The 24,913-nt window shown below is 68.4% G+C and carries 24 protein-coding genes and 1 pseudogene; 17 read left to right on the forward strand and 8 right to left on the reverse strand.

Annotation, left to right across the window (positions count from 1 at the left end):
* A partial coding sequence (locus tag TFC3_RS32715; protein ID WP_067509625.1) for a DUF4192 domain-containing protein occupies positions 1–1,107 on the reverse strand: 1,107 nt, incomplete at its 3' end.
* 126 nt (positions 1,108–1,233) lie between these two features.
* Positions 1,234–1,737, reverse strand: a complete 504-nt coding sequence (locus TFC3_RS32720) for a GNAT family N-acetyltransferase (RefSeq protein WP_067509627.1) — start codon at positions 1,735–1,737, stop codon at positions 1,234–1,236.
* Positions 1,738–1,793: 56 nt separating this feature from the next.
* On the opposite strand from TFC3_RS32720, the gene TFC3_RS32725 reads away from it, so the two are divergent.
* The 6 genes from TFC3_RS32725 to TFC3_RS32750 all read left to right on the forward strand — a co-directional run bounded on the left by TFC3_RS32725 (position 1,794) and on the right by TFC3_RS32750 (position 9,083).
* Complete coding sequence (locus TFC3_RS32725) at positions 1,794–2,675, forward strand: fructosamine kinase family protein (RefSeq protein ID WP_067509629.1); 882 nt, start codon at positions 1,794–1,796, stop codon at positions 2,673–2,675.
* 79 nt (positions 2,676–2,754) lie between these two features.
* Complete coding sequence (gene moaA / locus TFC3_RS32730; protein WP_369819725.1) at positions 2,755–3,792, forward strand: GTP 3',8-cyclase MoaA; 1,038 nt, start codon at positions 2,755–2,757, stop codon at positions 3,790–3,792.
* A 27-nt stretch (positions 3,793–3,819) separates the two neighbouring features.
* Positions 3,820–4,005 (forward strand): hypothetical protein, encoded by a 186-nt coding sequence (locus TFC3_RS32735; protein ID WP_067509631.1) that lies wholly within the window; start codon positions 3,820–3,822, stop codon positions 4,003–4,005.
* A 52-nt stretch (positions 4,006–4,057) separates the two neighbouring features.
* Positions 4,058–4,306, forward strand: a complete 249-nt coding sequence (locus TFC3_RS32740) for a MoaD/ThiS family protein (protein WP_082772705.1) — start codon at positions 4,058–4,060, stop codon at positions 4,304–4,306.
* Positions 4,303–5,658: a metallophosphoesterase gene (locus TFC3_RS32745; RefSeq protein WP_067509635.1), complete on the forward strand. Its 1,356-nt coding sequence runs from the start codon at positions 4,303–4,305 to the stop codon at positions 5,656–5,658. Before TFC3_RS32740 ends, TFC3_RS32745 begins: the two co-directional genes overlap by 4 nt.
* A 263-nt stretch (positions 5,659–5,921) precedes the next feature.
* The gene (locus TFC3_RS32750) at positions 5,922–9,083 is read left to right on the forward strand and encodes a UvrD-helicase domain-containing protein (RefSeq protein ID WP_067509636.1); all 3,162 of its coding nucleotides are present in this window, start codon (positions 5,922–5,924) and stop codon (positions 9,081–9,083) included.
* Here the strand turns inward: TFC3_RS32750 and TFC3_RS32755 are convergent.
* Positions 9,080–9,778 carry an A24 family peptidase gene (locus TFC3_RS32755; protein ID WP_067509638.1) on the reverse strand — a complete coding sequence of 233 codons (699 nt, stop codon included), beginning with the start codon at positions 9,776–9,778 and terminating at the stop codon, positions 9,080–9,082. The two genes, TFC3_RS32750 and TFC3_RS32755, sit on opposite strands and share 4 nt — an antisense overlap.
* A gap of 150 nt (positions 9,779–9,928) precedes the next feature.
* On the opposite strand from TFC3_RS32755, the gene TFC3_RS39825 reads away from it, so the two are divergent.
* The 4 genes from TFC3_RS39825 (at position 9,929) to TFC3_RS32775 (ending at position 13,732) form a co-directional block, all read left to right on the forward strand.
* Positions 9,929–10,627, forward strand: coding sequence for a hypothetical protein (locus tag TFC3_RS39825; RefSeq protein ID WP_236718583.1), 699 nt, complete (start codon positions 9,929–9,931; stop codon positions 10,625–10,627).
* A gap of 91 nt (positions 10,628–10,718) precedes the next feature.
* Positions 10,719–11,921, forward strand: a complete 1,203-nt coding sequence (locus tag TFC3_RS32765; RefSeq protein WP_067509642.1) for an ATP-binding protein — start codon at positions 10,719–10,721, stop codon at positions 11,919–11,921.
* Between the two features lie 28 nt (positions 11,922–11,949).
* Positions 11,950–12,492 (forward strand): DoxX family protein, encoded by a 543-nt coding sequence (locus TFC3_RS32770; protein WP_067509644.1) that lies wholly within the window; start codon positions 11,950–11,952, stop codon positions 12,490–12,492.
* A gap of 64 nt (positions 12,493–12,556) precedes the next feature.
* A complete protein-coding gene (locus tag TFC3_RS32775; RefSeq protein WP_067509646.1) occupies positions 12,557–13,732 on the forward strand; it encodes a glycosyltransferase 87 family protein in 1,176 nt (391 codons plus the stop codon).
* Here TFC3_RS32775 and TFC3_RS32780 read toward each other — a convergent pair.
* From TFC3_RS32780 to moaC, 4 genes are read right to left on the reverse strand one after another with little or no spacing between them, the layout of a single operon-like run.
* The gene (locus TFC3_RS32780; RefSeq protein WP_067509648.1) at positions 13,719–14,150 is read right to left on the reverse strand and encodes a molybdenum cofactor biosynthesis protein MoaE; all 432 of its coding nucleotides are present in this window, start codon (positions 14,148–14,150) and stop codon (positions 13,719–13,721) included. The genes TFC3_RS32775 and TFC3_RS32780 overlap by 14 nt on opposite strands.
* On the reverse strand, positions 14,147–15,370 hold the full coding sequence (locus TFC3_RS32785; protein ID WP_067509650.1) for a molybdopterin molybdotransferase MoeA: 1,224 nt from the start codon (positions 15,368–15,370) through the stop codon (positions 14,147–14,149). Before TFC3_RS32785 ends, TFC3_RS32780 begins: the two co-directional genes overlap by 4 nt.
* Positions 15,367–15,852: a molybdenum cofactor biosynthesis protein B gene (locus tag TFC3_RS32790; protein WP_067509652.1), complete on the reverse strand. Its 486-nt coding sequence runs from the start codon at positions 15,850–15,852 to the stop codon at positions 15,367–15,369. The genes TFC3_RS32785 and TFC3_RS32790 overlap by 4 nt, the downstream gene beginning before the upstream one ends.
* Positions 15,849–16,322 (reverse strand): cyclic pyranopterin monophosphate synthase MoaC, encoded by a 474-nt coding sequence (moaC, locus tag TFC3_RS32795; protein WP_369819726.1) that lies wholly within the window; start codon positions 16,320–16,322, stop codon positions 15,849–15,851. The genes TFC3_RS32790 and moaC overlap by 4 nt, the downstream gene beginning before the upstream one ends.
* Before the next feature lie 588 nt (positions 16,323–16,910).
* On the opposite strand from moaC, the gene TFC3_RS32800 reads away from it, so the two are divergent.
* Genes TFC3_RS32800 through TFC3_RS32815 form a run of 4 tightly spaced genes read left to right on the forward strand, consistent with a single transcriptional unit; the run spans position 16,911 to position 21,256 of the window.
* A complete protein-coding gene (locus tag TFC3_RS32800) occupies positions 16,911–19,406 on the forward strand; it encodes a bifunctional diguanylate cyclase/phosphodiesterase (RefSeq protein ID WP_067509656.1) in 2,496 nt (831 codons plus the stop codon).
* Positions 19,379–20,638, forward strand: a complete 1,260-nt coding sequence (locus TFC3_RS32805; RefSeq protein WP_369819727.1) for a glycosyltransferase 87 family protein — start codon at positions 19,379–19,381, stop codon at positions 20,636–20,638. Before TFC3_RS32800 ends, TFC3_RS32805 begins: the two co-directional genes overlap by 28 nt.
* A gap of 1 nt (position 20,639) precedes the next feature.
* Entirely contained in the window at positions 20,640–21,059 is a 420-nt protein-coding gene (locus tag TFC3_RS32810) for a zf-TFIIB domain-containing protein (RefSeq protein ID WP_067509661.1), read from the forward strand.
* A complete protein-coding gene (locus TFC3_RS32815; RefSeq protein WP_067509663.1) occupies positions 21,059–21,256 on the forward strand; it encodes a hypothetical protein in 198 nt (65 codons plus the stop codon). The genes TFC3_RS32810 and TFC3_RS32815 overlap by 1 nt, the downstream gene beginning before the upstream one ends.
* 6 nt (positions 21,257–21,262) lie before the next feature.
* On the opposite strand, the gene TFC3_RS32820 is transcribed toward TFC3_RS32815, so the two are convergent.
* A complete protein-coding gene (locus tag TFC3_RS32820; RefSeq protein ID WP_236718584.1) occupies positions 21,263–22,411 on the reverse strand; it encodes an SUKH-3 domain-containing protein in 1,149 nt (382 codons plus the stop codon).
* A 76-nt stretch (positions 22,412–22,487) separates the two neighbouring features.
* On the opposite strand from TFC3_RS32820, the gene TFC3_RS32825 reads away from it, so the two are divergent.
* The 3 genes and pseudogenes from TFC3_RS32825 to TFC3_RS39830 all read left to right on the forward strand — a co-directional run.
* On the forward strand, positions 22,488–23,003 hold the full coding sequence (locus tag TFC3_RS32825) for a YbaB/EbfC family nucleoid-associated protein (protein WP_236718585.1): 516 nt from the start codon (positions 22,488–22,490) through the stop codon (positions 23,001–23,003).
* Positions 22,996–23,325 (forward strand): hypothetical protein, encoded by a 330-nt coding sequence (locus TFC3_RS32830; RefSeq protein WP_067509668.1) that lies wholly within the window; start codon positions 22,996–22,998, stop codon positions 23,323–23,325. Before TFC3_RS32825 ends, TFC3_RS32830 begins: the two co-directional genes overlap by 8 nt.
* A pseudogene (locus TFC3_RS39830) lies at positions 23,322–24,913 on the forward strand (hypothetical protein); the annotation flags it as partial. The gene TFC3_RS32830 and the pseudogene TFC3_RS39830, both read left to right, overlap by 4 nt.

A 24,913-nucleotide genomic window follows, 5' to 3' on the forward strand; every position in this document is an offset into this window, starting at 1 on the left:
CCCGACCCCCATCACCGAAGTGCTGTGAACCCCCCGCGCCATCTCATCCGGACACCCGCCCCGCCGATCCGGCACCACAGGCCAACCCTCCACCTCAGCCGGCGAGACAGCGGAGCACAGGATGTCCTGCATTGTTTGAGCCATCCGGTAGCTCGGGTCTGCCCTGAGCGCTCGATCCACCGCTATGGTGGCGACCGCTCCCTCATTCGCTCGCCAGGCGACGAAGGACAGCAACGATGCTGGGGGCGCTACCTGCACGGGGTCGGCTCGGCGTACGACGTCGGACCACAGGGCCACTTGCCAGCCTTCGGCTCCTGGGCGGGTCCAGGCGTAGTCGCGTACGGGGAGGTGCTGAAGGAGGAGAACCAGCCAGGCAAGTTCGTCGTCGCTCAGCCGGTTGTTCGTACGGTAAGTGCGCTCTGCCTCTTGTACTGCTACGCGCCCGGCCTTTGCCGTGAGGCGCTCGAAGCGACGGGACTCCTCGAAGTGCGGGGCGCTGCGGCGTCTTTGTGGACCTCCTGGCCAGCTTCGGGCTGCCTCCATTCGCAGCGCGCTGAGCCGGGACAACGCCCGTTGCCCTGCTTCATTCATGGCCTGGCGTTCTCGTCCGGAGACCGAGGCGAGCCGGGCCTCTACATCTTTGCGGCTGGGCAGCGCGACGGCTCCCGCGAGGATCGCCCCCGCCGCGATGACGCTGTTGAGCGGTGGGCAAGGTCTGCCTTCGGGTGGGCAGCAGGTGAGATTGCTGCACAGGTACGACCAGAAGCGTCCGTCCGCTACCTGAACCTTTTCGACAACCCGTACTTCAGCGCGGTCGAGGCCGACTGCGAGACGGGCGATGGCTGGCGTTACCAGGGCGCCCTGGCCGTACCCGATGATCGAAACTTCGTCTGGTTCGGCTCTTGAAACCCAGACGGCCAGGTGGAGCGCCGACATTTGCCTGTTGTAGTCGGGGGTGCCCGGCTGGGGCAGGTCGATGCGGACCACGAACTTGATGGAGTCGCCGTCCATGCCGGCCACGACCAGGCTGTCGTCCGGATGGAAGCCGAGCAGGTAGGGCACCAGGGAGAGCAGGTCAGGAATTGAGCAGACCTTCAGATTCGTCATGCCGGGCAGCTTGGCCGAATCGGGGTGCCGCCCGCTTGACCCCCTGTGGATACCGACGGGTTGTGGATAACTCCGGGGCGACTTGAAAAACGTGGAAGGCTTCGAGGTCGGGATCAGCCCTCGGAGTCAGGAGCGGAATTGAAGCGCGTGCAGCTCCAGCCCGTCCGGCTGCCAGTCGTACGTCTGATGGTCAAGATGCATGGTCAGCTCGATGGACGACACCACGTCATAACCGGCCGCATGCAGGCTGCGGATCGCCTCCACGTTGCGCGACGACGGAGAGATCGTCAGCGACTGCATGTTGCGCTTCTTGGCTTCCTGCGCCACGTGGCGCAGCAGCTTGCGGCCTACGCCCTTGTGCCGGTGCGTGGCCGTGACGACAACCGGTTCAACCTCGCCGGCCCGGCCCCTGATGATCAGCCCGACCAGGCCCACGACACCGTCATCGGCATGCTCGGCGACCCAGAGTCCCCCCAGGTCAAGCCGCGTGAGGTACTCCTCAAACCCGGCTCCGCTGTCGTCGGACGGGTCCCCGTACATGCTGTTGTGCCCGGCGGTCAGTTCGGACCACAGGCGGCGGCCGGCGCTGTGATCGCTCGGCCGGTACGAACGCACCGCGACAGGTGTCATGCCGACATTTTGACTCCGATTCGGGCAGCCCGTAACCCGAAGTGGAAGATAAGCCGGTGGATCTGGCATATCTACGCGCGCACCCCCAGCACCTCCCGACATTTCTCACTCACCAGCGCATTCGTGAGACCCCTGTGGGAGGCGGAGACGTATGCACCGCATCCCGCTTGACCTTGGACGACGGCACGTCGCTGTTCGCGAAGACGTGGCCGTCCGGAAACGCGCCCCAGCATTTCTTCGCCACCGAAGCAGCCGGATTGAATTGGTTGCGAGAAGCGAACGCGGCACCCGTACCGGAAGTATTTGTAGCGCTGGACGAGATGCTCGCCCTCGAATGGATCGAGCCGGGCACCGCGTCCATCGCCGCAGCCGAGCGGTTCGGACGCGACTTGGCGGCCCTCCATCGCACCGGCGCAGACGGGTTCGGAGCGCCATGGCCCGGCTTCATCGGCCCATTGGCCCAGGACAACACGCCCTCCACCGGGTCCTGGGGCGATTGGTTCGCGGAACGCCGGCTGCGTCCGTACCTCAGAATCTCCAGCGACCGGGGCGCAATCTCACCGCAAGACGTCACGGCTGTCGAACGCATCCTCACCACCATCAGCTCGTACGACCAAAACGAACCCCCCGCCCGCCTCCACGGCGACCTGTGGCCAGGCAACGTGCTGTGGTCCGCCGACGGCCGCGCCTGGCTGGTCGATCCCGCAGCCCACGGCGGGCACCGCGAAACCGACCTGGCCCAGCTGGCCCTGTTCGGCGGCGCACCGCATCTGGACCGGATCGTGGCTGCGTACGAGGAGGTGTGGCCGCTGAGTGCGGGCTGGCGGGGGCGGGTTCCGTTGCATCAGTTGCAGCTCTTGCTGGTGCATACGGCGGCGTTCGGGTCGGCTTACCGGGGGGCTGTGCGAGCGGCTGCGGACGCGGTTCTGGACTCGTAAGACGACCTGGGCGACGTGGGCAGTGGTTTGTGTAACGGCGGATAGGCGATGGAAGAGCTAGGTTCGACCAGTGACCGAGGTGGCCCTTCCTGTCGTACCGCTGCGAGGTGGTGGGCTGCTTGCTGACCGGTTCGGGCGGGTGGCCACCGACCTTCGGGTGTCCCTGACGGATCGATGCAATCTGCGCTGCACGTACTGCATGCCCGAAGAGGGTCTTGCCTGGATGCCCCGGGAACAGCAGCTCACCGATGATGAGGTGGGCCGGCTGATCCGGGTTGCGGTGGACCGGCTGGGCGTCACCAACATCCGGTTCACGGGCGGCGAGCCGTTGATCCGGCGTGGGCTGGTGGGCATCGTGGCGCAGGCCGCGCGGCTGCTGCCCCGGCCCAAGTTGTCGATCACGTCGAACGGGATTGGCTTGGAGCGGATGGCCGGGCCGCTGCGGGAAGCTGGACTCGACCGGGTGAATGTGTCGCTGGACACGCTCTCACCGGCGCGGTTCAAGGAGCTGACGCACCGCGACCGGCACGCGGACGTCCTCAAGGGCTTGGCAGGAGCCGCGATGGCTGGTCTGACGCCGGTAAAGATCAACACCGTGTTGATGCGAGGGATCAACGATGGGGAAGCGCCAGCTCTTCTGCAGTTCGCCTTGGATCACGGGTACGAACTCAGGTTCATCGAGCAGATGCCGCTGGACGCCCAGCACCAGTGGGACCGGCACGAGATGGTCACAGCAGCAGCCATCCTCGACTCATTGAAGCCGTTCAACCTGATGCCCGACGTGGTTTCACGTGGAACCGCGCCGGCGGAGACCTGGTTGGTACCCGGCTACATCGACGCGGCTGGTCAACCCGCTCGGGTAGGCGTGATCGGCTCGGTCACCAGGCCGTTCTGCGGCGACTGCGACCGAACCCGATTGACGGCGGACGGCCAGGTCCGCAACTGCCTGTTCGCAACCGGCGAGACTGACCTTCGAGCCCTGCTGAGAAATGGCGCCACGGATGAAGACATCGCCGAGGCGTGGCGTGCGGCGATGTGGGGCAAGAAAGCCGGCCACGGCATCGACGACCCGTCCTTCCTGCAGCCCGACCGCCCCATGTCCGCAATCGGGGGCTGATGGCCGTGCTGGGCGGCGGAACGCCTGATGACGGCGGCGGACGATCGAGTGCTGGCGGCCGTGGTGGGCAATCGTGTGCTGCTGTCGGTCTCGGTAGACGATCGGGAACGGCCACTGTGGGACGAGCGCGAACTGGCGGCCGCGGTAGACGGTCGGGAACGGCCACGGAGGGGCGAGCGCGGGCTGGCGGCCGTGGTGGGCGGTTGGAAGTGACGGTCGTGCTGGGCGGTTGGGTCCTGGCCGGTCGGGTGGGCGAGGGGAAGTGGTGACCGTGGTGCTGGTGCGCTATTTCGCTGGGGCTCGGGCGGCTGCTGGGGGCGTACGGGAAGAGGAGATTTTGGCTTCTTCCTTGGATGGGCTTTCTGAGGCGCTTACCGAGCGGCATGGCGAGCGGCTGGCGGTGGTGCTCAAAGCAGCCACTTTTCTTGTGGATGGGCTGACCTGCCATGATCGTCAGGCGGCGCTGCGCCCGGGCGCGACGGTTGACGTCCTGCCGCCATTCGCTGGGGGTTGAGCTTGCTGGGCTTCGCTGGGCTGATCATCGTCGTCATCGGACTCATCCACCTGTACCTGTGGAAGCGGCTGGTCCGCGATCCGTTCCGCACAGGTCGAGCCCGGCGCATCGGCGGCATCGTGGCGATCGTGCTCGCCCTGCTGGTCCCGGCGACGCTGATTGGCGTCCGGGCCGGGCACGTGAAGTGGCTGGCCTGGCCGGGATACCTCTGGCTCGCGCTGATGTTCTACCTGCTCGTGACGCTCGCGGTGCTGGAAATTCCTCGGCTCGCCGTCGCTCTGTGGATTCGGCACCAGGAAAAGTCCGGGGTCCGGCGGCTGGAGGGGACTGAGGTCCGGCGGCAAGAGAGCTCTGAGGTCCGGCGGCAAGAGGAAACTCGGGTCGGGCGCCGAGGGACAGCGGGCGAGCGGCAACAAGCAGAGACTTACGTTGGCGAGGCTGAGCACTCTGAGCCACGGCAATCCGCCAGTGATGAAGCGCCCGGCAACGAGTCCACCACGACAACCGGCGCCGAGCCGGCAGACAAAGCGGGGCTGGACCGCCGTCTTCTGCTCGCTCGCGGAGCGGCGATCTTCGCCGGGCTGACCGCCGCCGGCATCACCGGCTACGGGGTCAAGACCGCCCTCGGTGGCCCGCGCATCAACCGCGTTCAGGTACCCCTCACCAAGCTTCCGCGAGCCATGGACGGCACCCGCCTCGCCGTGGTCTCCGACATCCATCTCGGACCCCTCACCGGGACGCGGCATGCCGGCCGGATTGTTGAGGTCATCAACTCGGTCAACGCCGACATCGTGTGCGTGGTGGGGGACCTTGTTGACGGCAGTGTGGCCGAGCTTGGGAGGTTCGCGGCTCCGTTGGCTGACATTGAGTCGCGGCGGGGGGCTTACTTCGTTACCGGGAACCACGAGTACTACTCCGGTTATCAGGAGTGGGTTCAGGAGGTGGCCCGGTTGGGCGTACGGCCGCTTCGGAATGAACGCATTGAGCTTGATGGGCTGGACTTGGCCGGCGTCAATGACCTGGGCGGCGCTGATGTGGGGGACGCGCCTGATTTTGGGCGGGCGTTGGGGGACCGGGACACCACCCGTCCGGTGGTGCTCATGGCCCATCAGCCGCTGGCGGTCAAGGATGCCGCCCCGTTCGGGGTCGACCTTCAGGTTTCCGGGCACACGCATGGCGGGCAGATGGCTCCCTTCAACCTCCTGGTTCCCCTTCAACAGCCAGTGACCAGCGGGTTCGGCGAGGTGGACGGGGTGCCCGTGTTCGTGACCAACGGCGCCGGGTTCTGGGGGCCGCCGGTGCGGGTGGGCGCGCCACCCCAGGTCAGCGTGCTGGAGCTACGCACAAAATAAGCGGCCCCAAGTCAGCGGGCTGGAGCTACGCACAAAATAAGCGGCCCCAGGTCAGCGGGCTGGAGCTACGCACGCAACAAGCGGCCCCAGGTGAGCGGGCTGGAGCTACCCACCAAACAGCGGCCCCGCGTCAGCAGGCTGGAGCTGCGCACCAGGTAGGAGACGACGGCATATAGGGTGAAATCACGACCCAGCGGGGATCGGTTCTGTGACTTCGCGCGTGGCGGCTTCAGGGCCGCGGTGTGGTCGTGACAGGATGCAGCGTGCCCTCGGACAGCGCAGGGTCCTCGGTTGCCGCGGACACGTACGTCGCGGATCTGCACATCCACAGCCGGTATTCGCGTGCCTGCAGCCGTGACCTCACCCTCCCCAACCTGGCCTGGTGGGCCCGCCGCAAGGGCATCGCCGTGCTCGGCACCGGCGACTTCACCCATCCCGCCTGGTTCGACCACCTGCGCGAAAGCCTGCGACCGGCCGCCGAACCCGGCCTCTTCCGGCTCGATCCGGACGCCGAAGCCGACGTCACCAAGCGGCTGCCCGGCGCCCTGCAGGGCGAGCCGGCGCGCTTCATGCTCAGCGTCGAGATCTCCACGATCTACAAGCGCGACGACCGTACGCGCAAAGTCCACCACCTCATCTACCTCCCCGACTTCGAGGCCGCAGCCCGCTTCAACACCGCCCTGGGCCGCATCGGCAACCTGACCGCCGATGGCCGCCCGATCCTGGGTCTGGACTCGCGGGACCTGCTCGAAATCGTGCTGGAGGCCAGCCCCGACGGTTACCTGGTCCCGGCGCACATCTGGACGCCCTGGTTCTCCGCGCTGGGCTCCAAGTCCGGCTTCGACGCCATCGCCGACTGCTACGCCGATCTCGCCGAGCACATCACCGCAGTGGAAACCGGCCTGTCCTCGGACCCGGAGATGAACTGGCGCGTTTCCAGCCTGGACCGCTACCGGCTGGTGTCCAACTCCGACGCCCACTCGCCGGGAGCCCTGGCCCGGGAGGCCACCCTCTTCACCGGCACGCCGGACTACTTCGCGATCAAGGATGGCACCGGGCTCGCCGGCACCCTTGAGTTCTTCCCGGAGGAAGGCAAGTACCACGCCGACGGGCACCGGGCCTGCGGGGTCAACTGGGAACCGGCTCGTACCCGCGAAGCCGGCGGTCGCTGCCCCGAATGCGGCAAGCCGCTGACCGTCGGCGTGCTGAGCCGGGTCGAGGACCTGGCCGACCGGGAGACCGGCCCGAGCCGTGGGCCCAGCGTGGAGCACTTGATCCAGCTCGCCGGGATCCTCGGGGAGATCAACGGCGTCGGGCCGAAGTCGAAGACCGTGGACGGCCAGCTCACCCACCTCGTCGCCACGCTCGGCTCGGAGCTCGACATCCTGCGCAAGGTGCCGCTCGACGACATCGGCCAGCAGGGCGGCGACAACCTGCGCGAGGCCATCACCCGGCTGCGGCGCGGCGACGTGCGGCGCGTGCCCGGCTACGACGGCGAGTACGGCGTGATCACGCTGTTCGAGCCCGGTGAGCTGAAGAACGCCCAGAGCGCTCCCCAATCCGAGACGCTTTTCGACCTGGCGCCGGCGCCGGTGCCCAAGCAGCGCAAGGCCGAGCCGGCGATCGGGCGGGCACCCGTACCCAAGGTCAAGGAGCCGGTCAAGAAGAAGCAGCCGGCCCCGCCCATCCAGCAGCCCGCCTCGCCGCATGAGCCGTTCGAGCCGATGCTGGCCGGCATGGAGGAGGTCGGCACCGGGCTGCTCGACCGCCTCGACGCGATGCAGCGGGTAGCCGCGTCGGCGCCGGGTGGGCCGCTGCTGATCGTGGCCGGGCCGGGCACGGGCAAGACCCGTACGCTCACGCACCGGATCGCGTACCTGTGTGCGGAGATGAACGTCTTCCCGCACCGCTGCCTGGCCATCACGTTCACCAGGCGCGCGGCCGAGGAGATGCGGGCGCGGCTGGACGCGTTGATGGGCGAGGTGGCGCAGGACATCACGGTCGGCACGTTCCACGCCGTCGGGCTGACCATTGTGAAGGAGAACGCGAAGGCCGCCGGGCTCGGCTCGGGCTGGCGGATCGCCGATGACGCTGAGCGGGAGGCCGCGCGCGAGCAGGCCGGCGACGACGATGCCGCGTACACCAAGCTGCTGCGCCAGCAGGACCTGGTCGACCTCGATGACCTGCTCACCGTGCCGGTGGCGCTACTGCGCGAGGACCCGGCGCTGGTCGAGCGCTACCGTCGCCGCTGGCAGTGGATCTTCGTGGACGAGTACCAGGACGTCGACGACACCCAGTACGAGCTGCTGCGCCTGCTCAGCCCGGCGGACGGCAACCTGTGCGCGATCGGCGACCCGGACCAGGCGATCTACTCGTTCCGCGGGGCCGACGTCGGCTACTTCTTGCGCTTCAACCAGGACTTCGACAACGCCCGGCTGGTCCGGCTGACCCGCAACTACCGCTCGTCCGCGCCGATTCTTGCGGCGGCCGTGCAGGCGATCGCGCCGTCGTCGCTGGTCAACGGGCGGCGGCTGGATCCGGCCCGGGTGAATCCGGAGTCGCCGCTGGTCGGGCGGTATTTCGCGGCGAGCGCTGCGGACGAGGCGGATTTCGTCGTACGCACGGTGGACGAGCTGGTCGGCGGGTTGTCGCACCGGTCGCTGGACTCCGGGCGCATCGATTCCCGCGCGGTGACCCCGGGCACGCTGTCCTTCTCGGACATCGCGGTGCTGTATCGCACGGATTCTCAGTCGCAAGCCGTGCTGGATGCGTTGTCCCGTGCGGGCGTACCGGTGCAAAAGCGGTCACACAACCGCCTGCGGGACCGCCCCGGCGTGCAGGTGCTGGCCCAGGAGCTGCGTCACGCGGGCGCGTCCGGTCCGCTCACCGCCCGGGTCAAGCAAGCCGCACAGACCCTGGCCCAGCGGTACGCCGCCCCGACCCTCGACGCCGAAAACCTGGCCCCCGAGGACATCTGGACGGCCGCTGACCTGCTCCTGCCGCTCGCGCATCGGATGGGTGAGGACCCGGCCGCCTTCCTGCAGGAGATCGCGACCGGCGCCGAGGTGGACGCGCTCGACCCGCGCGCCGAGGCGGTCAACCTGCTGACCTTGCATGCGGCTAAGGGCCTGGAATTCCCGGTCGTGTTCCTGGTCGGCTGCGAGGACGGTTTGCTGCCGCTGCGCTGGCCGGGCAGCACGCCGTCGGACGATGAGGTGGCTGAGGAGCGCCGGCTGTTCTTCGTGGGTCTGACCCGCGCGCAGGACCGCCTCTACGTCACGCACTCGGCGCGGCGGTTCCGGCACGGCAGCGAACGTGAGCAAAGCCCGAGTCCCTTCATGGATGCGATCGACGCCGGGTTGTTCGAGCGGATGGGCGACACCGTTCCCGCGCGCCCCAAGGACCGCCAGCTGAGGTTGCTCTAACCGACGACCAATCCGACCAGGGCGCCGGTCAGCAGCGCGGGCCCGAGGGGGAGCGTGCTGCGCCGGTGCGCTCGCCGGGTCACGAGCAGGACCACCGCGAGCGGCCCGTTGATCAGGTGCGGCACGATCAGCCCGGCCAGCACCGCCGGCCAGCCCGCATAACCCAGAACAAAGCCCAGCACCGCGGCCAGCTTCACATCGCCGAGCCCCAGACCGCGACCGATAAGAGCGATCATCAGGTACGCCGAGAAGCACACTCCCGCCGCGGCAACCGCACGCAGCAACCGGGCCGGCTCACCGGCCAGCACCGCCCCGGCCCCCAGCGGCACGGCGGTGATCAGCGCCAACGCAGCCACGAGCGGATCGGGCAGCCGTTGACAGCGCATGTCCACGGCGGCGAGCAGCACCGCGAGCACCGAGGCGGGCAACACGATCAGCAGCAGGAGCGACTCGCCGAGCACGGCACCGAGCAGGCTCGCGACCAAGGCTGCGGCACCGACTGTCCACAGCGGTTGGCGGGAGCAGGAACAGGGTGCTCCGGCCCGTACCCAGTCCAGCATGGGCTTTGCGCAGTGAGCGCAAGCGGTCCGCGCCGGCGTGCCCCGCGGGACGGCCAGGCGGTGCGCGATGCGCGGAACGAAGGCAGCGCTGGCACCGCCGAAGACGGCCGCGCCCACGATCAAGGGAAGGGACATGGGGACGGACGGTATCCCCGGATCGGGGCATACTGCGCGTCTTATTGCCGACAGCTCGGGCCGGAGGGGGATCGGCGCGATTCTGGGAGGGAACCCGTGACCTGTGCACGCTACGGTTGCCTACAGCGAACCTTGCCTGGAGGATTCCCGATGTCGCAGAACGGCCAGGGCTGGACGACCGGGGGCACGCCGGCATCCGGCGAGCCGTACACGGAGCCCGCCGACCCCTGGGGCGACGCAGCCCACCCCCCGCATGATCCCGTGTGGGGTGGTCAGCCTGCCTCCGTTCCGCCGGCCGATCCGATGGCATACACGCCACCACCGTTGAACACGGCACCACCGTTCATCTCGCCACCGCCGTTGAACACGGCACCGCCGGTGTGGCACCAGCCGGTCATGCCGGCCCCGCGCAGGCGCAACGGGCCGATCCTCGCTTTGGTGATCGTGCTGGGGCTGCTGATCTGCGGCGGTCTGGGCACCGCAGCCTGGCTCGTCAGTCGCACCGGCTCGGACAGCGACGCGAAAGGCACCCCGGCCACCCCCAGCGCCACCGCGACCCAGGAAGTGGCCGCGCCGGAGCCGCAGAACAGTGAGAACGCCCGGTTCGTGAGCAAGGGCCAGTGCGTGCGCAACGAGGGCAACGCCGATGACAGTCCCGAGCTGAAAATCGTCGGCTGCGCCAGCGGTACGTTCGAAGTGCTCAAGCGCGTCGACGGCCGCACCACCGGCGAGGCGGACGCGGAGAACAAGTGCAGCAAGGTACCGCACTACACGAAGTGGTACTTCTTCGACAGCGAACTCGACAGCCTCGACTTCGTGCTGTGCCTGCGTGAGTATGGCAGCGACTAGCACTCTCTAGCACCAGCGCTAGAAACGCTTAGACTTTCCTCGACTATCGATCTCTAGCTATTCGCCTAGACGGGCCGATACGGTGCTATCCGTGGATCCGGTCCGCAATCCGTACGCTCCGGGCGCCGGCCAGCGCCCACCCGAGCTGGCCGGGCGCGGCCGTGAGCTGGACGCCTTCGACGTGGTCCTGGAACGGGTGGCCCGGGGCCGCCCGGAACGCAGCCTCGTGCTGACCGGGCTGCGCGGCGTCGGCAAGACGGTGCTGCTTAACACGCTGCGCTCGGCGGCCATCGGCCGGCTCTGGGGCACCGGCAAGATCGAGGCGCGCCCGGAGCAGTCGCTGCGCCGCCCGGTGACGGCCGCGCTGCACATGGCCATCCGCGAGCTGACCCCGCATCACCGCAACCCGGACCGGGTGGACGAGGTGCTAGCCGTGCTCAAGGCGTTCGCGCTGCGGGCCAACGACGCCAACGCCAAGCTGCGGGACCGCTGGACACCGGGCATCGACGTGCCGCCGGCGCGGGGGCGAGCCGACTCGGGCGACATCGAGATCGACCTCGTGGAGCTGTTCACCGATGCGGCGTCGCTCGCCACCGACGTGGGCACCGGCATCGCACTGTTCATCGACGAGATGCAGGACCTCAGCCCGGCCGACGTGTCGGCGTTGTGCGCGGCCTGCCACGAGCTGTCCCAGCTAGGGGCGCCGCTGATCGTGGTCGGCGCCGGGCTGCCGCACCTGCCGGCCGTACTGTCCGCGGCGAAGTCCTACTCGGAACGGCTCTTCCGCTACCAGCGCATCGACCGGCTCGACCGCATCGCCGCCGACCTGGCGCTGTGTGCGCCGGCCGCCCGCGAGGACGTCGAGTACGAGACAAAGGCCCTGGACCTGCTCTACGAGAAGTCCGGCGGCTACCCGTACTTCGTGCAGGCGTACGGCAAAGCGACCTGGGACCACGCCCCCACGTCCCCGGTCACCGCGCAGGACGTCCAAGTCGCCGCCCCCGAGGCCGAAGCCGAGCTGGCCGTGGGCTTCTTCGGTTCCCGCTACGAGCGCGCCACCCCTGCCGAACGCGAATACATGCGGGCCATGGCCTCGCTGTCCGGCGACACCGACAACGACATGGATGCCGCCGTGCCCACCTCGGACATCGCCGCCGCCCTGTCACGCCGCCCGGCCAGCCTGTCACCGGCCCGCGACGCCCTGATCAAGAAGGGTCTGATCTACTCCGGCGAGCGCGGCACCGTCGCCTTCACCGTTCCGCACTTCGGCCGATATCTGCGCACCCAACCTTAACGACGAGATCCGCGGGTATAACGGGTTGATGAAGCCCGTACGCGCTGCTGCCCGAGCCATGCTCGGCGCGATCTTCGTGGTCAGCGGAGTTCGCGTCCTCGCCGACCCCGACTCCAAGGTCGCCGCCGCCAAGAAGGTGACCGACAAGGCCGGCCCGCTGATCGAGCGGATCGACCCGCGCCTGCCCAGCGACGCCCGGAACCTGATCCGGATCAAGGCCGGGGCCGACGTCGCCGCCGGGTTGCTCCTGGCCACCGGCCGGCTGACCCGCCCGTCGGCCGCGGTGCTCGCCGCCGGACTGGTGCCCACCACGTTCGCCGGCCACCCGTTCTGGGCGGTGCCGAAGGAAGAGCGCCAACAGCACCAGACGCACTTCCTCAAGAACCTCGGGCTGCTCGGTGGCCTGCTGCTGGCCGCGGCCGACACCGAAGGCAAGCCGGGTCTCAAGTACCGCACCAGCCACGCGCTCGAGCGGTCGCAGAAGTCGGCTCGCCGGGCTGTGCGCACCGCGCGGCGCGAGGCCAAGATCGCTGCAGCGTCGGCGGTGGCAGCTCGCAAACTGCCTGGCTGAGATCACCAAACCGGCGGTGGTGCGTTAAGCGGAGCGGGGGAGCTGACGCACAGGGAGGTCGGTCATGCCGGCGATGCGGACATCGGCACGCCCGGCGACCTCCCGGTCCGTCGTGGTCGCCCTCGCGTGCGTAGGGATCCTGGCGGCGATCACGACCATCGCTCAACGGTACGGATTCAGCGCACTCGTTCTCGACCGGGGCGCGGTGCGAAGCTGGCTGGGCGGGACCGGGCTGTATGCGTACCGGGATCCCCTGAGCCATCTTGGCACCGCGCTGTCCCCGACCGCCGCGCTGCTCCTGGTCCCGGCCGCGTTCCTGCCTGTCCCGGTGGCGGGCTGGCTGCTGGCGCTGGCCGGGGTCGGGGCGCTGGCCCTGGCCTTGATCGCCCATGTCGGACCGGTCGCCCGGCGCTACGGGCGCCGGCGCTGGCCGGTGGTGCTGGCCGCTGGCGCGCTGGCGCTGACCATCGAACCCATCCGCGCGGTGCTCGGCCTGGGCACCCTTGATCTGCTGGTGTTCGCGCTGGTCACCGCCGATCTGGTGGCCCTGCGGCGTTCGAAGGCGGCGGCCGGGGTGGGCATCGGGCTGGCCACGGCGTTGTCGGTGAGCTCGGCCTTCTTCATCATGTACCTGCTGATCACCCGGCAGCGGCGAGCCGCGCTGACCGCCCTCGCCACCAGCATCGGCGCCGCCCTGGTCGCGTTTGTGGTCACGCCCCGGGAGAACGCCGCGTGGTTCGGTGAGGTGCTGTGGCGCATCGACCGGTCCGGCCCGGTGGACGCGCTCGGCAACCAGTCGCTGGCCGGGGTGCTCGCCCGGCTGTACGACTCCAGCACCACACCGGTGCTGCTGTGGCTGTCGTTCGGCATGCTCATCGCAGCCGTCGGCATGATCCGGGCCCGGGCCGCGCACGCCGACGGCGACGAGATGGCCGCGTTCTCGCTTGTCGGGCTGACCGCGGCGATCGTCGGGCCGGTCAGCTTCACCCACGAGCTGACCTGGGTGCTGCCCGCGATGGTGGTGCTCGCCGACGCCGCGGCCCGGCATCTGACCCGGCCCCGGCGCTCCTACCGCGAAGGCGTGGCAATGACGGTGGGCGCGGTGGTGACGTACCTGCTCTTCGTGCTGGCACCAATGTGGAGCTTGAGGAACGCGTTCGCCGTCAACTCGTACGCATTGGCGCTGATTCTGCTGGTGAACGCGCTGCCGTGGCGTCAGCCGCCACTCAGGGGCAGTTGACCCACTCGTCGGTGCCGTCGGCGAAGACCTGGTGCTTCCAGATCGGCAGCCGCGCCTTGGCCTCGTCGACGAGCCGGGCACACGCCGCGAACGCCGCCGCTCGGTGGGCCGTGCTCACCGACGCGATCAGCGCCACGTCGCCGATGCCCAGCTTGCCGACCCGATGAGAGATAGCGACCGCGTGGACCTGCGGGTCGGCGGCGACCTCCTCGGCGACTTCGCGCAGCACCGCGGCGGCCGTAGGGTGGCCCTCGTATTCGAGAACCGTGACGCTGCGCCCATGATCGTGGTCGCGGACCACGCCCTGGAACGACACGACCGCTCCGGCTCGGGGACCGGCGACCGCCTGCTCGTGCGCCGCCAGGTCGAGGGGGATGTCGCCGACTTCCGCGATGCGAACGGGTTCCGCGCTGGTCATGGGCGTTCTCCCGGGAGGAGGGCGAGGGGTAGGAACAGCACGACGTCGCCGGCTTGGGCGCGGGTGTCCGGCTGGATGACGACGAAGCCGTGGGCCGCGGCGAGCCCGCGAAGCATCGAGGATCCGACGTGGCTGGCCGGGGTGGCTCGACCGGCAGCGTCCAGGGAGGCCAAGGCGAGGTGCGTGAAGCCGCCGCGGCCGGGCACGGGTGCGGTCACCTCCACCTGCGCCAGTGTGGGCAGCTCGCGGCCCTGCAGACCGGCGAGCAGCGGCGCGACGAGGGAGACCAGGGCGATGACTGCCGACTGGGGGTTGCCGGGCAGCCCGGCGAGGAAGCGTGGCCGGCCGTCCGGACCGGGAACGCGGGCGAGCAGCATGGGAAAGCCCGGACGTACGGCGACGGTGTTGACGATGTACTCGGCGCCCAGGGCGGCCAGCGCAGGATGCAGGTGGTCGACGGGGCCGTGCATGGTGCCGCCGGTCGTGCAGACCACGTCGGCTTCCGCGAGGCCCTGCCGGATGGCCGCGATGTGGGCTTCCAGCGTGTCCTGCACCGGCCCGCGCACGGCCGCCGGGTCCACAGTGGCCCCCGAGCGGCGCAGCCATGCCGGAACCAGCGGTGACAGGGAATCCCGGACGCGACCGTTGCCCGGGGGTCCGCTGGTGAGCAATTCGTCGCCGAAGACGAGCAGCGCGGCGCGGGGTTGTGGACGTACCGGGACAGTGTCGTAACCGCAGGTGGCCGCCATGCCCAGCACCGCCGGGTCTATCGGGGTGCCCGCGGGCAGCACCTGCTCGCCCCGCCGCGCCTCGTCACCGGGCAGCCGCCACTCGGGCTCGGCCCGCGCAGTGCCACTGACCAGGCCCTCGGCGTCGCGGGTGGACGCCTCGATGCGGATCAGCGCGTCCGCGCTCGCCGGAACCATCGCGCCCGTAGCGATCTCCACGCACGTGCCGTCCTCGGTCAGCGGCGCCGCGGTGTTGCCGGCGAGCACCTGGCCGATCGGACGCCACGGACCGGAACCACGCACCGCCCAGCCATCGATGCTGGACGTCGGGAACGCCGGCAGATCGCTCAAAGTGACGAGTGGCTCGGCCAGCGTGCGTCCGTCGGCCCCGCTCAGCGGCACGGCTTCGGCCGGACCGGCGGCGGATCGGCCCGCCTCGAAGACCAGCGCCCGCGCCTTTGCCCAGTCCAGGGGGATCGTTTCTGCGCTCACTTCTGAAGCCTATGGTCGCTGCCGCGGATCTGCGCCACGGTGTGGTCAAGAACCGTCTTGAGCACTGCCAACCCGTCGCGGGCACCGCCGGTCGAGCCGGGCAGGTTGACGATCAGGGTGTGCCCGGCCACCCCGGCCAGGCCCCGGGACAGCACGGCGGCAGGCACTTTGTCCCGGCTGTACGCGCGGATGGCCTCGGCGATGCCCGGGATTTCGAAGTCGAGCAGCGGGCGGGTCGCCTCGGGGGTGCGGTCGGTGGGGGTGACCCCGGTGCCGCCACTGGTCAGGACCACGTCGACGTCGTCCGCGATTGCCGCGCGCAGCGCCTCGGCCACCGGCTCGCCGTCGGGCACCACAACCGGGTCGGCATCAACGGCACAGCCGAGTTCCCGCAGACCGGCCACGAGAATCGGGCCGCTGGTGTCTTCGTAAATACCGGCTGCTGCGCGGTTGGAGGCAACAATGACGCGGGCGCGGGTCACGGGCGGTCCTCCGGTCGTACCCAGTCACCGGTTTTTCCGCCTTCTTTGCGTAACACGCGAATGCCTTCGATGCTCGCCGCCGGATCCACCGCTTTGACCATGTCGATGAGGGCAAGTCCCGCAGTGGCAACCGCGGTTAGCGCTTCCATCTCGACACCGGTTCGATCGGCAGTTTTTGTCGTGGCAAGAATATCGACGCCGGTATCGGTGACAGTCAGGTCCACTTTGACCCCATGCAACCCGATCGGGTGGCACAACGGCACGATGTCCGGTGTTCGCTTCGCCCCCATGATGCCGGCGAGCCGCGCCACGGCGAGCGCATCACCCTTGGGCAATCCGTCGTCGCGCAACAAAGTAACGACTTCGGCGGTGGTGACCAGCCGCCCGGCGGCCACGGCCCGCCGGGCAGTGACGTCCTTTGCCGATACGTCGACCATGCGAGCCGCGCCCTGGGCGTCGACATGAGTCATTTTCGCTGGTTGTGTCACGCTACCCAGCCTATCCAGGGGCCCGGCGACCACCGCTGCGTGACGCTCCGGGCGTCGCGCTCAGCCGCCCGCCAATGGCATTCGGTTAGCACCCATCCACTGCGCGTAGCAATTTTTGTATCGCAACCCGATGTACGCGGCGAATTGGTCCGAGCGGCGCTTTCACCAGGCGACATCCGCGCCGATCGGACGTAGATTGCACCTGCTGTTTGCAGTCTTGGGGGGCGGGCAAACCACACCGTCGTGCCACTGCGGAGCGTTATCAACCAATCACTCATTTGGTACATTGCGTGCTATACTCGCATTTCGTGAAACGAGCGACAAATCATTCTTGGCGGCGTGCCGTTCCTTTCCTAGTGTCTTGGGAGGGAACGGGGCCGAGAAACATTCCGGATTTGTTCGCTCAGGCGTTGCACAAAAGCGATGAACGCCATTTACGAGATGCGGAGGCATGCGATGCGTGAGCATGACTGGGCCTGAAATTACATCAGCAACCCGTTACCGATTGACGACAAGCCATTGACAGCCCGTACGGGCTTCGGGGGACCATGGGGACATGGGGCACCCCCGGTGAACGACGCGAAGACCGACAGACGGCTCCGGCTGTATGTCGGTCTCGTCGCGTCTGTGGCCCTTGCCTGCCTGATTGCTGCGGTCAACGCCTTGCCAGCCGTGCGGTCGGCGACCCTTCTCTTCCTGATCGGCTTGACCATCGTGACGGCCGCCGCCGGAAGCCCGATGATCCTCATGCGGGTTCGCTCGGAGTTCCGGTCGTTCCCCGCAACCTCGGGCGCCATCATCGTCACCGTGGCTCTGGTGCCGCTGCCGTGGGCGATCCTCTGCATAGGCGCCGGCGCCTTGATCGCGAAGCTGGCCATCCGCGATCCGCTCAAGGTGACCTTCAACGCCGCCAAGGACACCGTTGCCGCCGCCGCGGCTGGGGGCGCCGCCTTCCTCACCGGACTGCGTCCGGACACCGAGATCGCGATGCCGGCGATCCCCCTGCTCCGGCTTGTTCTGTGCTTGGCGATAACCGCCGTTGTCTACGCCGTCGTTGATGAACTGCTGGGCAGCCGGGTCATCTCCCTGGCCAGCCGGACGTCCTGGCGCCAGGCCGCGTTGCGCAACTGGGACGTCATGCTGGCTGTGCGGGGCATCAACCTGGCGATCGCCCTGATCATCGTGCTGGCGGTCGGACGGGATCCACTGCTGATCATCGCCACTATTCCCACGGTGCTGGCCCTGCAGTTCGCCACCAAGAACAAGATTCGTCAGCGTGCCGACCAGCAGGCCTGGCAACGCCTCGCCGGCACTGCCGCCCAGCTCAACGCCACCGAACTGACCTCCGTGCTGCACTCCGCCGTGACCCGCACCCCCGAGCTCTTCTCCGCCGACGAGGCCGAGATCGAACTGCACGACGTGGACCCGCCCCGGCTCGTGCGCGGCTCGGCCGATCGGATCCGATACGAAGGACCGCCGCGCGAAGCCCCTTCGCGCGAGGGCTCGACTATCGAAACTCCCCTTGAGGGCGCGAACAACGCGAGCATCGGTGTGCTTCGGCTGCACTTCCGCAAACCGGTCAAGCTCAGCGAAGCCGAACGCTACAAGCTGCGCACCCTGGCCTCCTCGCTGTCCACGGCGATCGGCAATGCTCGGGCGTACGCCCAGCTCAAGCGGGTCAGCGCCGAGAACGCCTACGCCGCCAGCCACGACCCGCTGACCGGGCTGGCCAACCGCCGCGAGCTGCTCAGCAAGGCCCGGCGCTCGTTCGCCGGGCGCGGCCGCGAGGGCATGTTCGCGATGCTGCTGATCGACCTCAACCATTTCAAGGAGGTGAACGACACCCTCGGGCACTCCGCCGGGGATGACGTGCTGCGGGAGGTGGCCCGGCGGCTCGAGGATGCGGCTCAGCCCGGCGACCTGGTGGCCCGGCTCGGTGGTGACGAGTTCGCGGTGCTGCTGTCGCGCCTGCCCACACCCGCCGTGGCTGGTCACCGGGCCGCAGCGATGCTGGCCTGCCTGGAACCCTCGATCATGGTCGACGGCATGCAACTGACAGTGGAAGCCGCGGGGGGCATCGCACTGGCTCCGGGCAGCGGCGGGGTGCAGGAGCTCATGCGCCGCGCCGACGTGGCCATGTACCAGGCGAAGCGGCGTGGGCAGGGCATCGCGACGTACGCGCCGGCCAACGACACCGCCGATGTCGGGCGGCTCATGCTCGGCGGCGAGTTGACCCGCGCGGTGGCCGAGCACGAGTTCTTCGTGGACTTCCAGCCCATCGTCGACCTGGCCTCCGGCGAGGTGATCTCGGCGGAGGCGCTGGCCCGCTGGCATCACCCCGAGCACGGCAACCTGGCGCCGATGCAGTTCCTGCAGACCGTGGAACGCTCGGGGCAGCTGCCGGCGTTCGCCGACGCGGTGCTTGAGCAGGCGCTGACCGCACTGGCCGGCTGGCGGGATGCGGGATTCGATCTGCCGGTGGCGGTGAACGTGTCGCCACGCAGCCTGCTCGATCCGACGTTCCCGGCCGCTGTGCTCAACCGGTTGGGGGCTCACGCCGTACCGGCGGATCGTTTGGTTCTGGAACTTGCCGAAACTTTGACGTTGAGCCAGCTTGATGTGGTTGATCGGGCGTTGAGCGAGCTGCGGGAGGCCGGGGTGCGGCTCGCGTTGGACGACTTCGGTACCGGGGTGTCGTCGCTGTCGGTGCTGTCACGCATTCAGGTGCACCAGCTCAAGATCGATCGGGAGTTTGTCACCGCAGTGGAGACTTCTTCGGAGGCTTCGGCGGTGATCCGCTCCACCGTCGACCTGGGCCGCAGCCTGCACCTGACCGTGGTGGCCGAGGGCGTCGAGAGCGAGCCGCAGCGGCATGCCTTGTGGGAGCTGGGGTGCGTCGCCGGGCAGGGCCACCTGTTCGCTCGGCCGATGCCAGCCGAACGCCTGCTCGCCACGTTGCAACGCAGTTCCGGGGTGCTGGCCCAGCCGCTGCACGAGGCCGGATCGGTGGTTCGCCTGCCACGGCGCCGCAAGACCAGATCGGCTCTGCCACACTTGCCTGCGTGAGGTTGCCCCAGCGGATCGATCGGGCCGCCGGGGGACTTGCCGCCGACGCTGCCCTCTACGCCATTTCCGCGGTGTTCGCGCTGGTCACTGCGCTGACATCGACGCTACTGCCGCATCGCGCGTGGGGCGCCGTGGCGGCCTGGGGCTATCTAGTCGCTTTCCTGGTTGCCGCCGGGCAATGGGCACTGCACAAGCCGGCCTGGCGGCTCCCTTCGACCTGGGTGATCTGGGGTGCGACGACGCTGCTGCCGTTGGTGATGCAGGCGGTTCAGCGGGCGGATGGGCGCACCGATCGGGCTCAGGAAGAGGTGCTGGTTGTTGAGCACATGGGTGAGCGACTGGCGCATACCGGCACGCCCTATCTGAGCCGGGAAGCGATTACGGCTCTGCCGCCCGGGGAACAATTGCTGGGCTATTCGCCGTACCAGCCGGGCATGTCGATTTTCGGTCTGCCCCGCGCCGCCGGCGACGTCTGGTGGACCGACGCCCGGATCTGGTTCGCGGTGGTCACCGCTGCGGCATTGGTCACGGCCGTGCGACTGCTTCCCACACCGATTTCCCTGGTACGTCCACTGCAGTTCGCCACCGTTCTCCCGATCTGCGCGCTGACCCTGGCCACGGGCGGCGACGACTTACCGGTTCTGGCGTTGTGCCTGCTGGCGCTCGCGTGTTGTGCGACCGGCCGCTACACCGCAGCGGGTTTCGCCATCGGGGCAGCCGCCTCGCTCAAACTGTTCGCATTCCCCGTGCTCGCCGTTCTGCTGGTGCTCGCGTTCACCCACGGCAGCCTGCGCCGATTCCTGCCGGGCGCGCTGGGATTACCGATCCTGACGCTTCTCCCCGCCTGCCTGGTGGATGGGGACTCGTTCGTGGAAAACGTGCTCCGCTTCCCCCTCGGCCACGGCGTGGTGACCAGCCCCGCCCAGTCCCCTTTTCCGGGCTATCTGATTGCCCAGGCCCTGCCGGGCGGGCGTTATGTCGCGGCCGGACTGCTGGTTGCGGTCGGTCTGGCAATTGCTTTCTTCCTGGTACGCCGCCCGCCGCGCACCGCCGACACCGCCGCCCTCTTCTGTGGCTGGGGGCTGCTCGCCGCGATTCTGTTGATGCCCACCACCCGATTCGGCTACCTGCTGTACCCACTCGCGCTGCTGGTGTGGTCGTCGGCGCTGACGCTCAGGGAACCCACAGCAACAACGGCACCGCGCAGTGACACAGCCTTGTACCGTTTGTGAGATGCAGATGACCTGTCCCAAGTGTCGCGGCGAGATGCGGGTCTACGAGCGCAGCGGCGTCACCATCGACCAGTGCACGGAATGCCGGGGCATCTTCCTCGACCGCGGCGAACTCGAGAAGCTGTTCGACGCCGAGGCCAACTGGAACAGCCGCCAATCGCAGGGTGCCAACCCGCCTCGCCCGGCCCAGGCGCCCGGCGCGTACGCACCCCCGCCGGCTCCGCCCGCGCACGGCGGTGGCTACGCGGCCCCTCCGCCGCCGCCCGCCTACGGTCAGCCCGCCTACCCGCCAGCGCCTGCTTACGGTGCGCACGGCCCGCAGTACGCCCACGGCGGCTACCACGGCCACTACCGCCAGCACGGCGGCTACCACGGGCACTACCGGCGCCGGAAGAGCTTCCTCGGCGAGCTGTTCGACTGATGGTCTCACCCGGTCACCTCGGGCTCGCCTACGCCGAGGTGACCGACGTGGTGACCAAGCTCGACGACATCCGGTTGCTGCCAGGGGAGTGGCCGGCGGTCGAGGCCGTGCTCAAGGCGTCCGGGCGGCAGGAACTCCCTGCGACGGATCGCTCGCTGCTGGGCTCACTCGCCGACCGATTCCCGCTGATCGGCTGAAGCTGCTTACCAGGTGCCGTCGTCGTGTACCCGCTCGGCCGGTCCGTCGCCGGTCAGCAGGCTGATCAGGGCCTCGTCGAGGTTTTGGCCGAGGTACCACTCGCCGCCCTGATCCAGCGCAAAAACCCGGCCCAGCTCGTCGATTGCCACGATTGCGTCGCCCTTCGCCTCCACGCCCACCGGGAAGAGCCGGGCACCGATCACTTCCCCGAACTCGCCCAGTGCGTCGGCACTGTGCGCTGCTATTGATGGTTCGAGGTTCAGCCAGCGGATCTGCCGCCGTACCCCCGCAGCCCGCAAGCCGCAGAAGACACCCGGGAAATCCATGATCGCGGCGCGCGCGGCCGGAAAAGCGTGGTGCCGGTAGCGATGTCCGGGAACGGTCACCACGTCGTTGATCATGCCGTCGGCCAGCACTTCGGCCACCGCGCGGGGCATCGGACGCCAGCCCGCATCGGCCAGCGCACCGGCAACCGGATCGGGAAAGCGGCCGGGCTGCGCGATGTTCGCCGAATACGGCCGGAACGGTTCGATGAAGGCCAAATGAGACCAGGGCAAAAGGGCAAAATCGACAAGGATCGCGATGCACGATTCGCAAGGACGGGCCTCGGTTCCGGCCAACGGATCACCTTTTTCCCGTACGAGAAAAGCCTCGAACTGCCCGGTCCGTAGCCACGCCCGAGCCTCGTCCAGGGTCATCGGGTTCTCGCGCTGTCGATCGGCTTCGTGCAACGCGTCCGATAGCACTATCAGTTCGGCGTGGCGCTCGGTTCCTCGTACCGTTGAGCCTGGTTCAAGATTGTGCAGGTGCGCCGCGACCAGCCGATGATGGTCGATTTCCTGATCACCCTTGGCGCCGCGGGCAATGTAAAGCCTGCCGTCCACAGTGATATGCGCAGCAGTGTTGGGCGCGGGCCGGCGATGGGCGTTGCGCCGCAATTCCACCCCCGGATCGACGGTACGGCGCTGAGCTGCGATATTCGGCCGGCTTTCGCGGTACATCTGCGCCACCAGGCCGGGCGGGACACCCGGAAAAGTCGACAGGGCGCCGGTTTCGCGGTCGATCACCGTCCGGGCCCCGTCGCCGGGAATCGGAATGACGGCGGGCGGTTCGCGGGTCCACACCACATAGCCGATGTCGAATTCGGCGATCATCGGCGTGCACTCGTACCCTCGGCGCTCCGACTCTCCGCGCGCCCAGCCGGCCGCGATCTCCTCAGCCTCCGCCCGCGTGATCATCTCGCCCCCTCGCTTCACTTACCGAAGTCATCTGAACACTTTAGGTGGTTGCAGCCGTTACTGTCATAGGCGTCGATTCCTTGGGGGGGCGACCATGGCGCAGTCAGCCGACCGCAACGACAACCGTGAGCTGCGGGCGCGGTTCGACGACATCTACGGGCAGTACCAGCGGCTGCGGTCCGGGATGGATGACGTACAGCGCAGCCTGGGCGAACTGAAAGTCACCGTGCAATCCGACGACGGCCTGATCCGGGTGACCGTCGGGCCGCGCGGTCAGCTCCTCGACCTGCGGCTCGACCCCGGCGTCTATCGCGAATGGCAGCCGGACGAACTCGCCGACGAAATCGTCGCGGTGACCGCAGCGGCGGTGGCCAAGGTAACCGCCGAGGTGCAGCGGCTGATGGGTTCGCTGTTGCCGGCCGAATCCGGTGCGCTCCGCTTTCTGAAAGACGGCAACCTTGGCACGCTGCTGAGCCGCCAGGACGTCGCTTGGCGAGACAATGCCTGACCTTTTCCTCGACGCCGACCGGGCCGCTGCCGGCGGTCACGAACTGGCCGATGCCGGTGCGGCGCTGCTCGATTTGTTCAAGAGCACCGGTGCTGAGATCGCGGCGATGAGCGGCGCCCGGCCGTGGGGAAACGACGACATCGGCCAGGCTTTCGAGCGCAATTACCGCCCGGTGGAAGCGGAGTTTTTGCAGGCCTGGGAAGCCTTGAGCCGCCACGTGGAAGGGCTCGGGGATGCGATGGTCAAGGCGGTGCGAGAGGCCACTCAGACCGACGTTCATGCGGCGGTGCGGGTGCAGCGGACGTACGGGCAAAGACAGTGACCATTCTGCCGAGTCCCATTCCGCATCCGCTGGAATTCTGCCCCTTCGACGTCCCCGGCTGGGCCTACGAGGCGCTCGAATGGGTAGTCGGTTTCGACTGGCCGGCCGGCAACGAACGCACCACCTGGGACGTCGCCGACCGCTGGTTCGCCGTCGCGGCTGCAATGCAAGGCCCCGACGAGGAGGCAGCCGAGGCAGCTCAACGCGTACTCGCCGCCTACGAGGGCACCGGCGCCGCCGCATTCGCTGATGCCTGGAATCAGGTGCCGCTGCAGGCGCTCATCGACATGGCCGACGAACTCGGCCAAATAGTCGAAGGCTGCGGCCGCGACATCGAGGGCGCCAAACTCGAAGCCTGGATCGAGATCGGCTTGTTCCTGATCGAGCTGATCGGCATGGCGGTCACCGTAGCCATGACACTGGGTGCGGCTTCCCCGGCGGCGGGCGGGCTGATTGCGGCCACCCGGCTCACCATTCAGCAGATCTTCAAACGACTGGTCGAGCAACTGGGAAAGAAGTCGCTGCGAGCCGTCGGCGCCCGGGCCATGCGACAGCTGACGACCCGAGAAGGTCTCAAGCACCTGGGAAAGGAAGCGCTCCGCGAGGGCCTGGAGGAAGCTCGCGAAGAGGCGCTGACGAATGGCGGAATCCAGGCGTACCAGAATTCGTCGGGCCGGATGAACGGCCTGAGCCTCAGCGACTTGAGCATGTCCACGGCCGGTGGTTTCGGCGGCGGCTTCGCAGCCCGCGGCGCCCACGTCGGTTCTTCGCACCATTCACACGGATCGGTGGCGCGCGGGGCGGGTGCTGAGGTACTCGGGGAATTTGGCGGCGCGGCGGTCTTCGGGGAGTTGCCGGATCTGTCGGGGGTTGCGAAGTCGGCTAGTTCGGGGGCGGCTGGGTCTTCGTTGTCGAGGGCTGGGGAGGTTGCCAAGGGTCATGTGGATGCTTTGAGCGTTCTTGACCCAGGGTCGCTTCCGCCTTCCCCTGCATTGCCTTCCCCTGCATTGCCTTCTGCCGCTGCGCCTTCTGTCGCAGCGCCTTCTGACGCAGCGCCTTCTGAGACCTCTTCTTCGGCTGTAGCGCCTTCTGAGACTTCGCCTTCGGCCGCTTTGTCTTCTACCTCCTCGCCGTCGCCGCTTACCCTTCCACCATCTGAACCTTCGTCCTTGGCCGCTTCGCCCTCTGAAGCTTCGCCTTCGGCCGCTTCGCCCTCTGAGACTTCGCCTTCGGCCGCTTCACCCCCTGAACTTTCGTCTCTGGTCGCTTCACCCCCTGAACCTTCGTCTCTGGTCGCTTCACCCCCTGAACCTTCGTCTCTGGCCGCTTCACCCCCTGAACCTTCGTCTCTGGCCGCTTCGCCCTTTGACGCTTCGCCTTCTGACCCGTCGCGCTTCGGCGCTTTGCCTTCTGAGGTTTCACCTTCGGTCGATTCGTCCTCTGCCGTTTCACCCTCTGCCGTTTCACCTTCCGTTACGGCTGCTTCGTCCGTACCGGCTCAATCATTTCCGGATTCCCTTTCCGCAGCGCCACCTGCCCTCTCTTCCTCCGACCCCACATCGCTGTCGCCCGCCCCACCGGTCGATTG

Source organism: Actinoplanes sp. TFC3 (assembly GCF_001553785.1).
Classification (GTDB): domain Bacteria; phylum Actinomycetota; class Actinomycetes; order Mycobacteriales; family Micromonosporaceae; genus Actinoplanes.

Excerpts from the sequence above, each read along its gene's own strand:
- TFC3_RS32720 (WP_067509627.1), bottom strand. The coding sequence starts at position 1,737 with ATGACACCTGTCGCGGTGCGTTCGTACCGGCCGAGCGATCACAGCGCC.
- moaC (WP_369819726.1), bottom strand. The coding sequence starts at position 16,322 with ATGACTCATGTCGACGCCCAGGGCGCGGCTCGCATGGTCGACGTATCG.
- TFC3_RS32755 (WP_067509638.1), bottom strand. The coding sequence starts at position 9,778 with ATGTCCCTTCCCTTGATCGTGGGCGCGGCCGTCTTCGGCGGTGCCAGC.
- TFC3_RS32830 (WP_067509668.1), top strand. The coding sequence starts at position 22,996 with ATGCCTGACCTTTTCCTCGACGCCGACCGGGCCGCTGCCGGCGGTCAC.
- TFC3_RS32815 (WP_067509663.1), top strand. The coding sequence starts at position 21,059 with ATGGTCTCACCCGGTCACCTCGGGCTCGCCTACGCCGAGGTGACCGAC.
- TFC3_RS32775 (WP_067509646.1), top strand. The coding sequence starts at position 12,557 with ATGCCGGCGATGCGGACATCGGCACGCCCGGCGACCTCCCGGTCCGTC.
- TFC3_RS32780 (WP_067509648.1), bottom strand. The coding sequence starts at position 14,150 with ATGACCAGCGCGGAACCCGTTCGCATCGCGGAAGTCGGCGACATCCCC.
- TFC3_RS32735 (WP_067509631.1), top strand. The coding sequence starts at position 3,820 with ATGACGGCGGCGGACGATCGAGTGCTGGCGGCCGTGGTGGGCAATCGT.
- TFC3_RS32810 (WP_067509661.1), top strand. The coding sequence starts at position 20,640 with ATGCAGATGACCTGTCCCAAGTGTCGCGGCGAGATGCGGGTCTACGAG.
- TFC3_RS39825 (WP_236718583.1), top strand. The coding sequence starts at position 9,929 with ATGTCGCAGAACGGCCAGGGCTGGACGACCGGGGGCACGCCGGCATCC.
- TFC3_RS32820 (WP_236718584.1), bottom strand. The coding sequence starts at position 22,411 with ATGATCGCCGAATTCGACATCGGCTATGTGGTGTGGACCCGCGAACCG.
- TFC3_RS32770 (WP_067509644.1), top strand. The coding sequence starts at position 11,950 with ATGAAGCCCGTACGCGCTGCTGCCCGAGCCATGCTCGGCGCGATCTTC.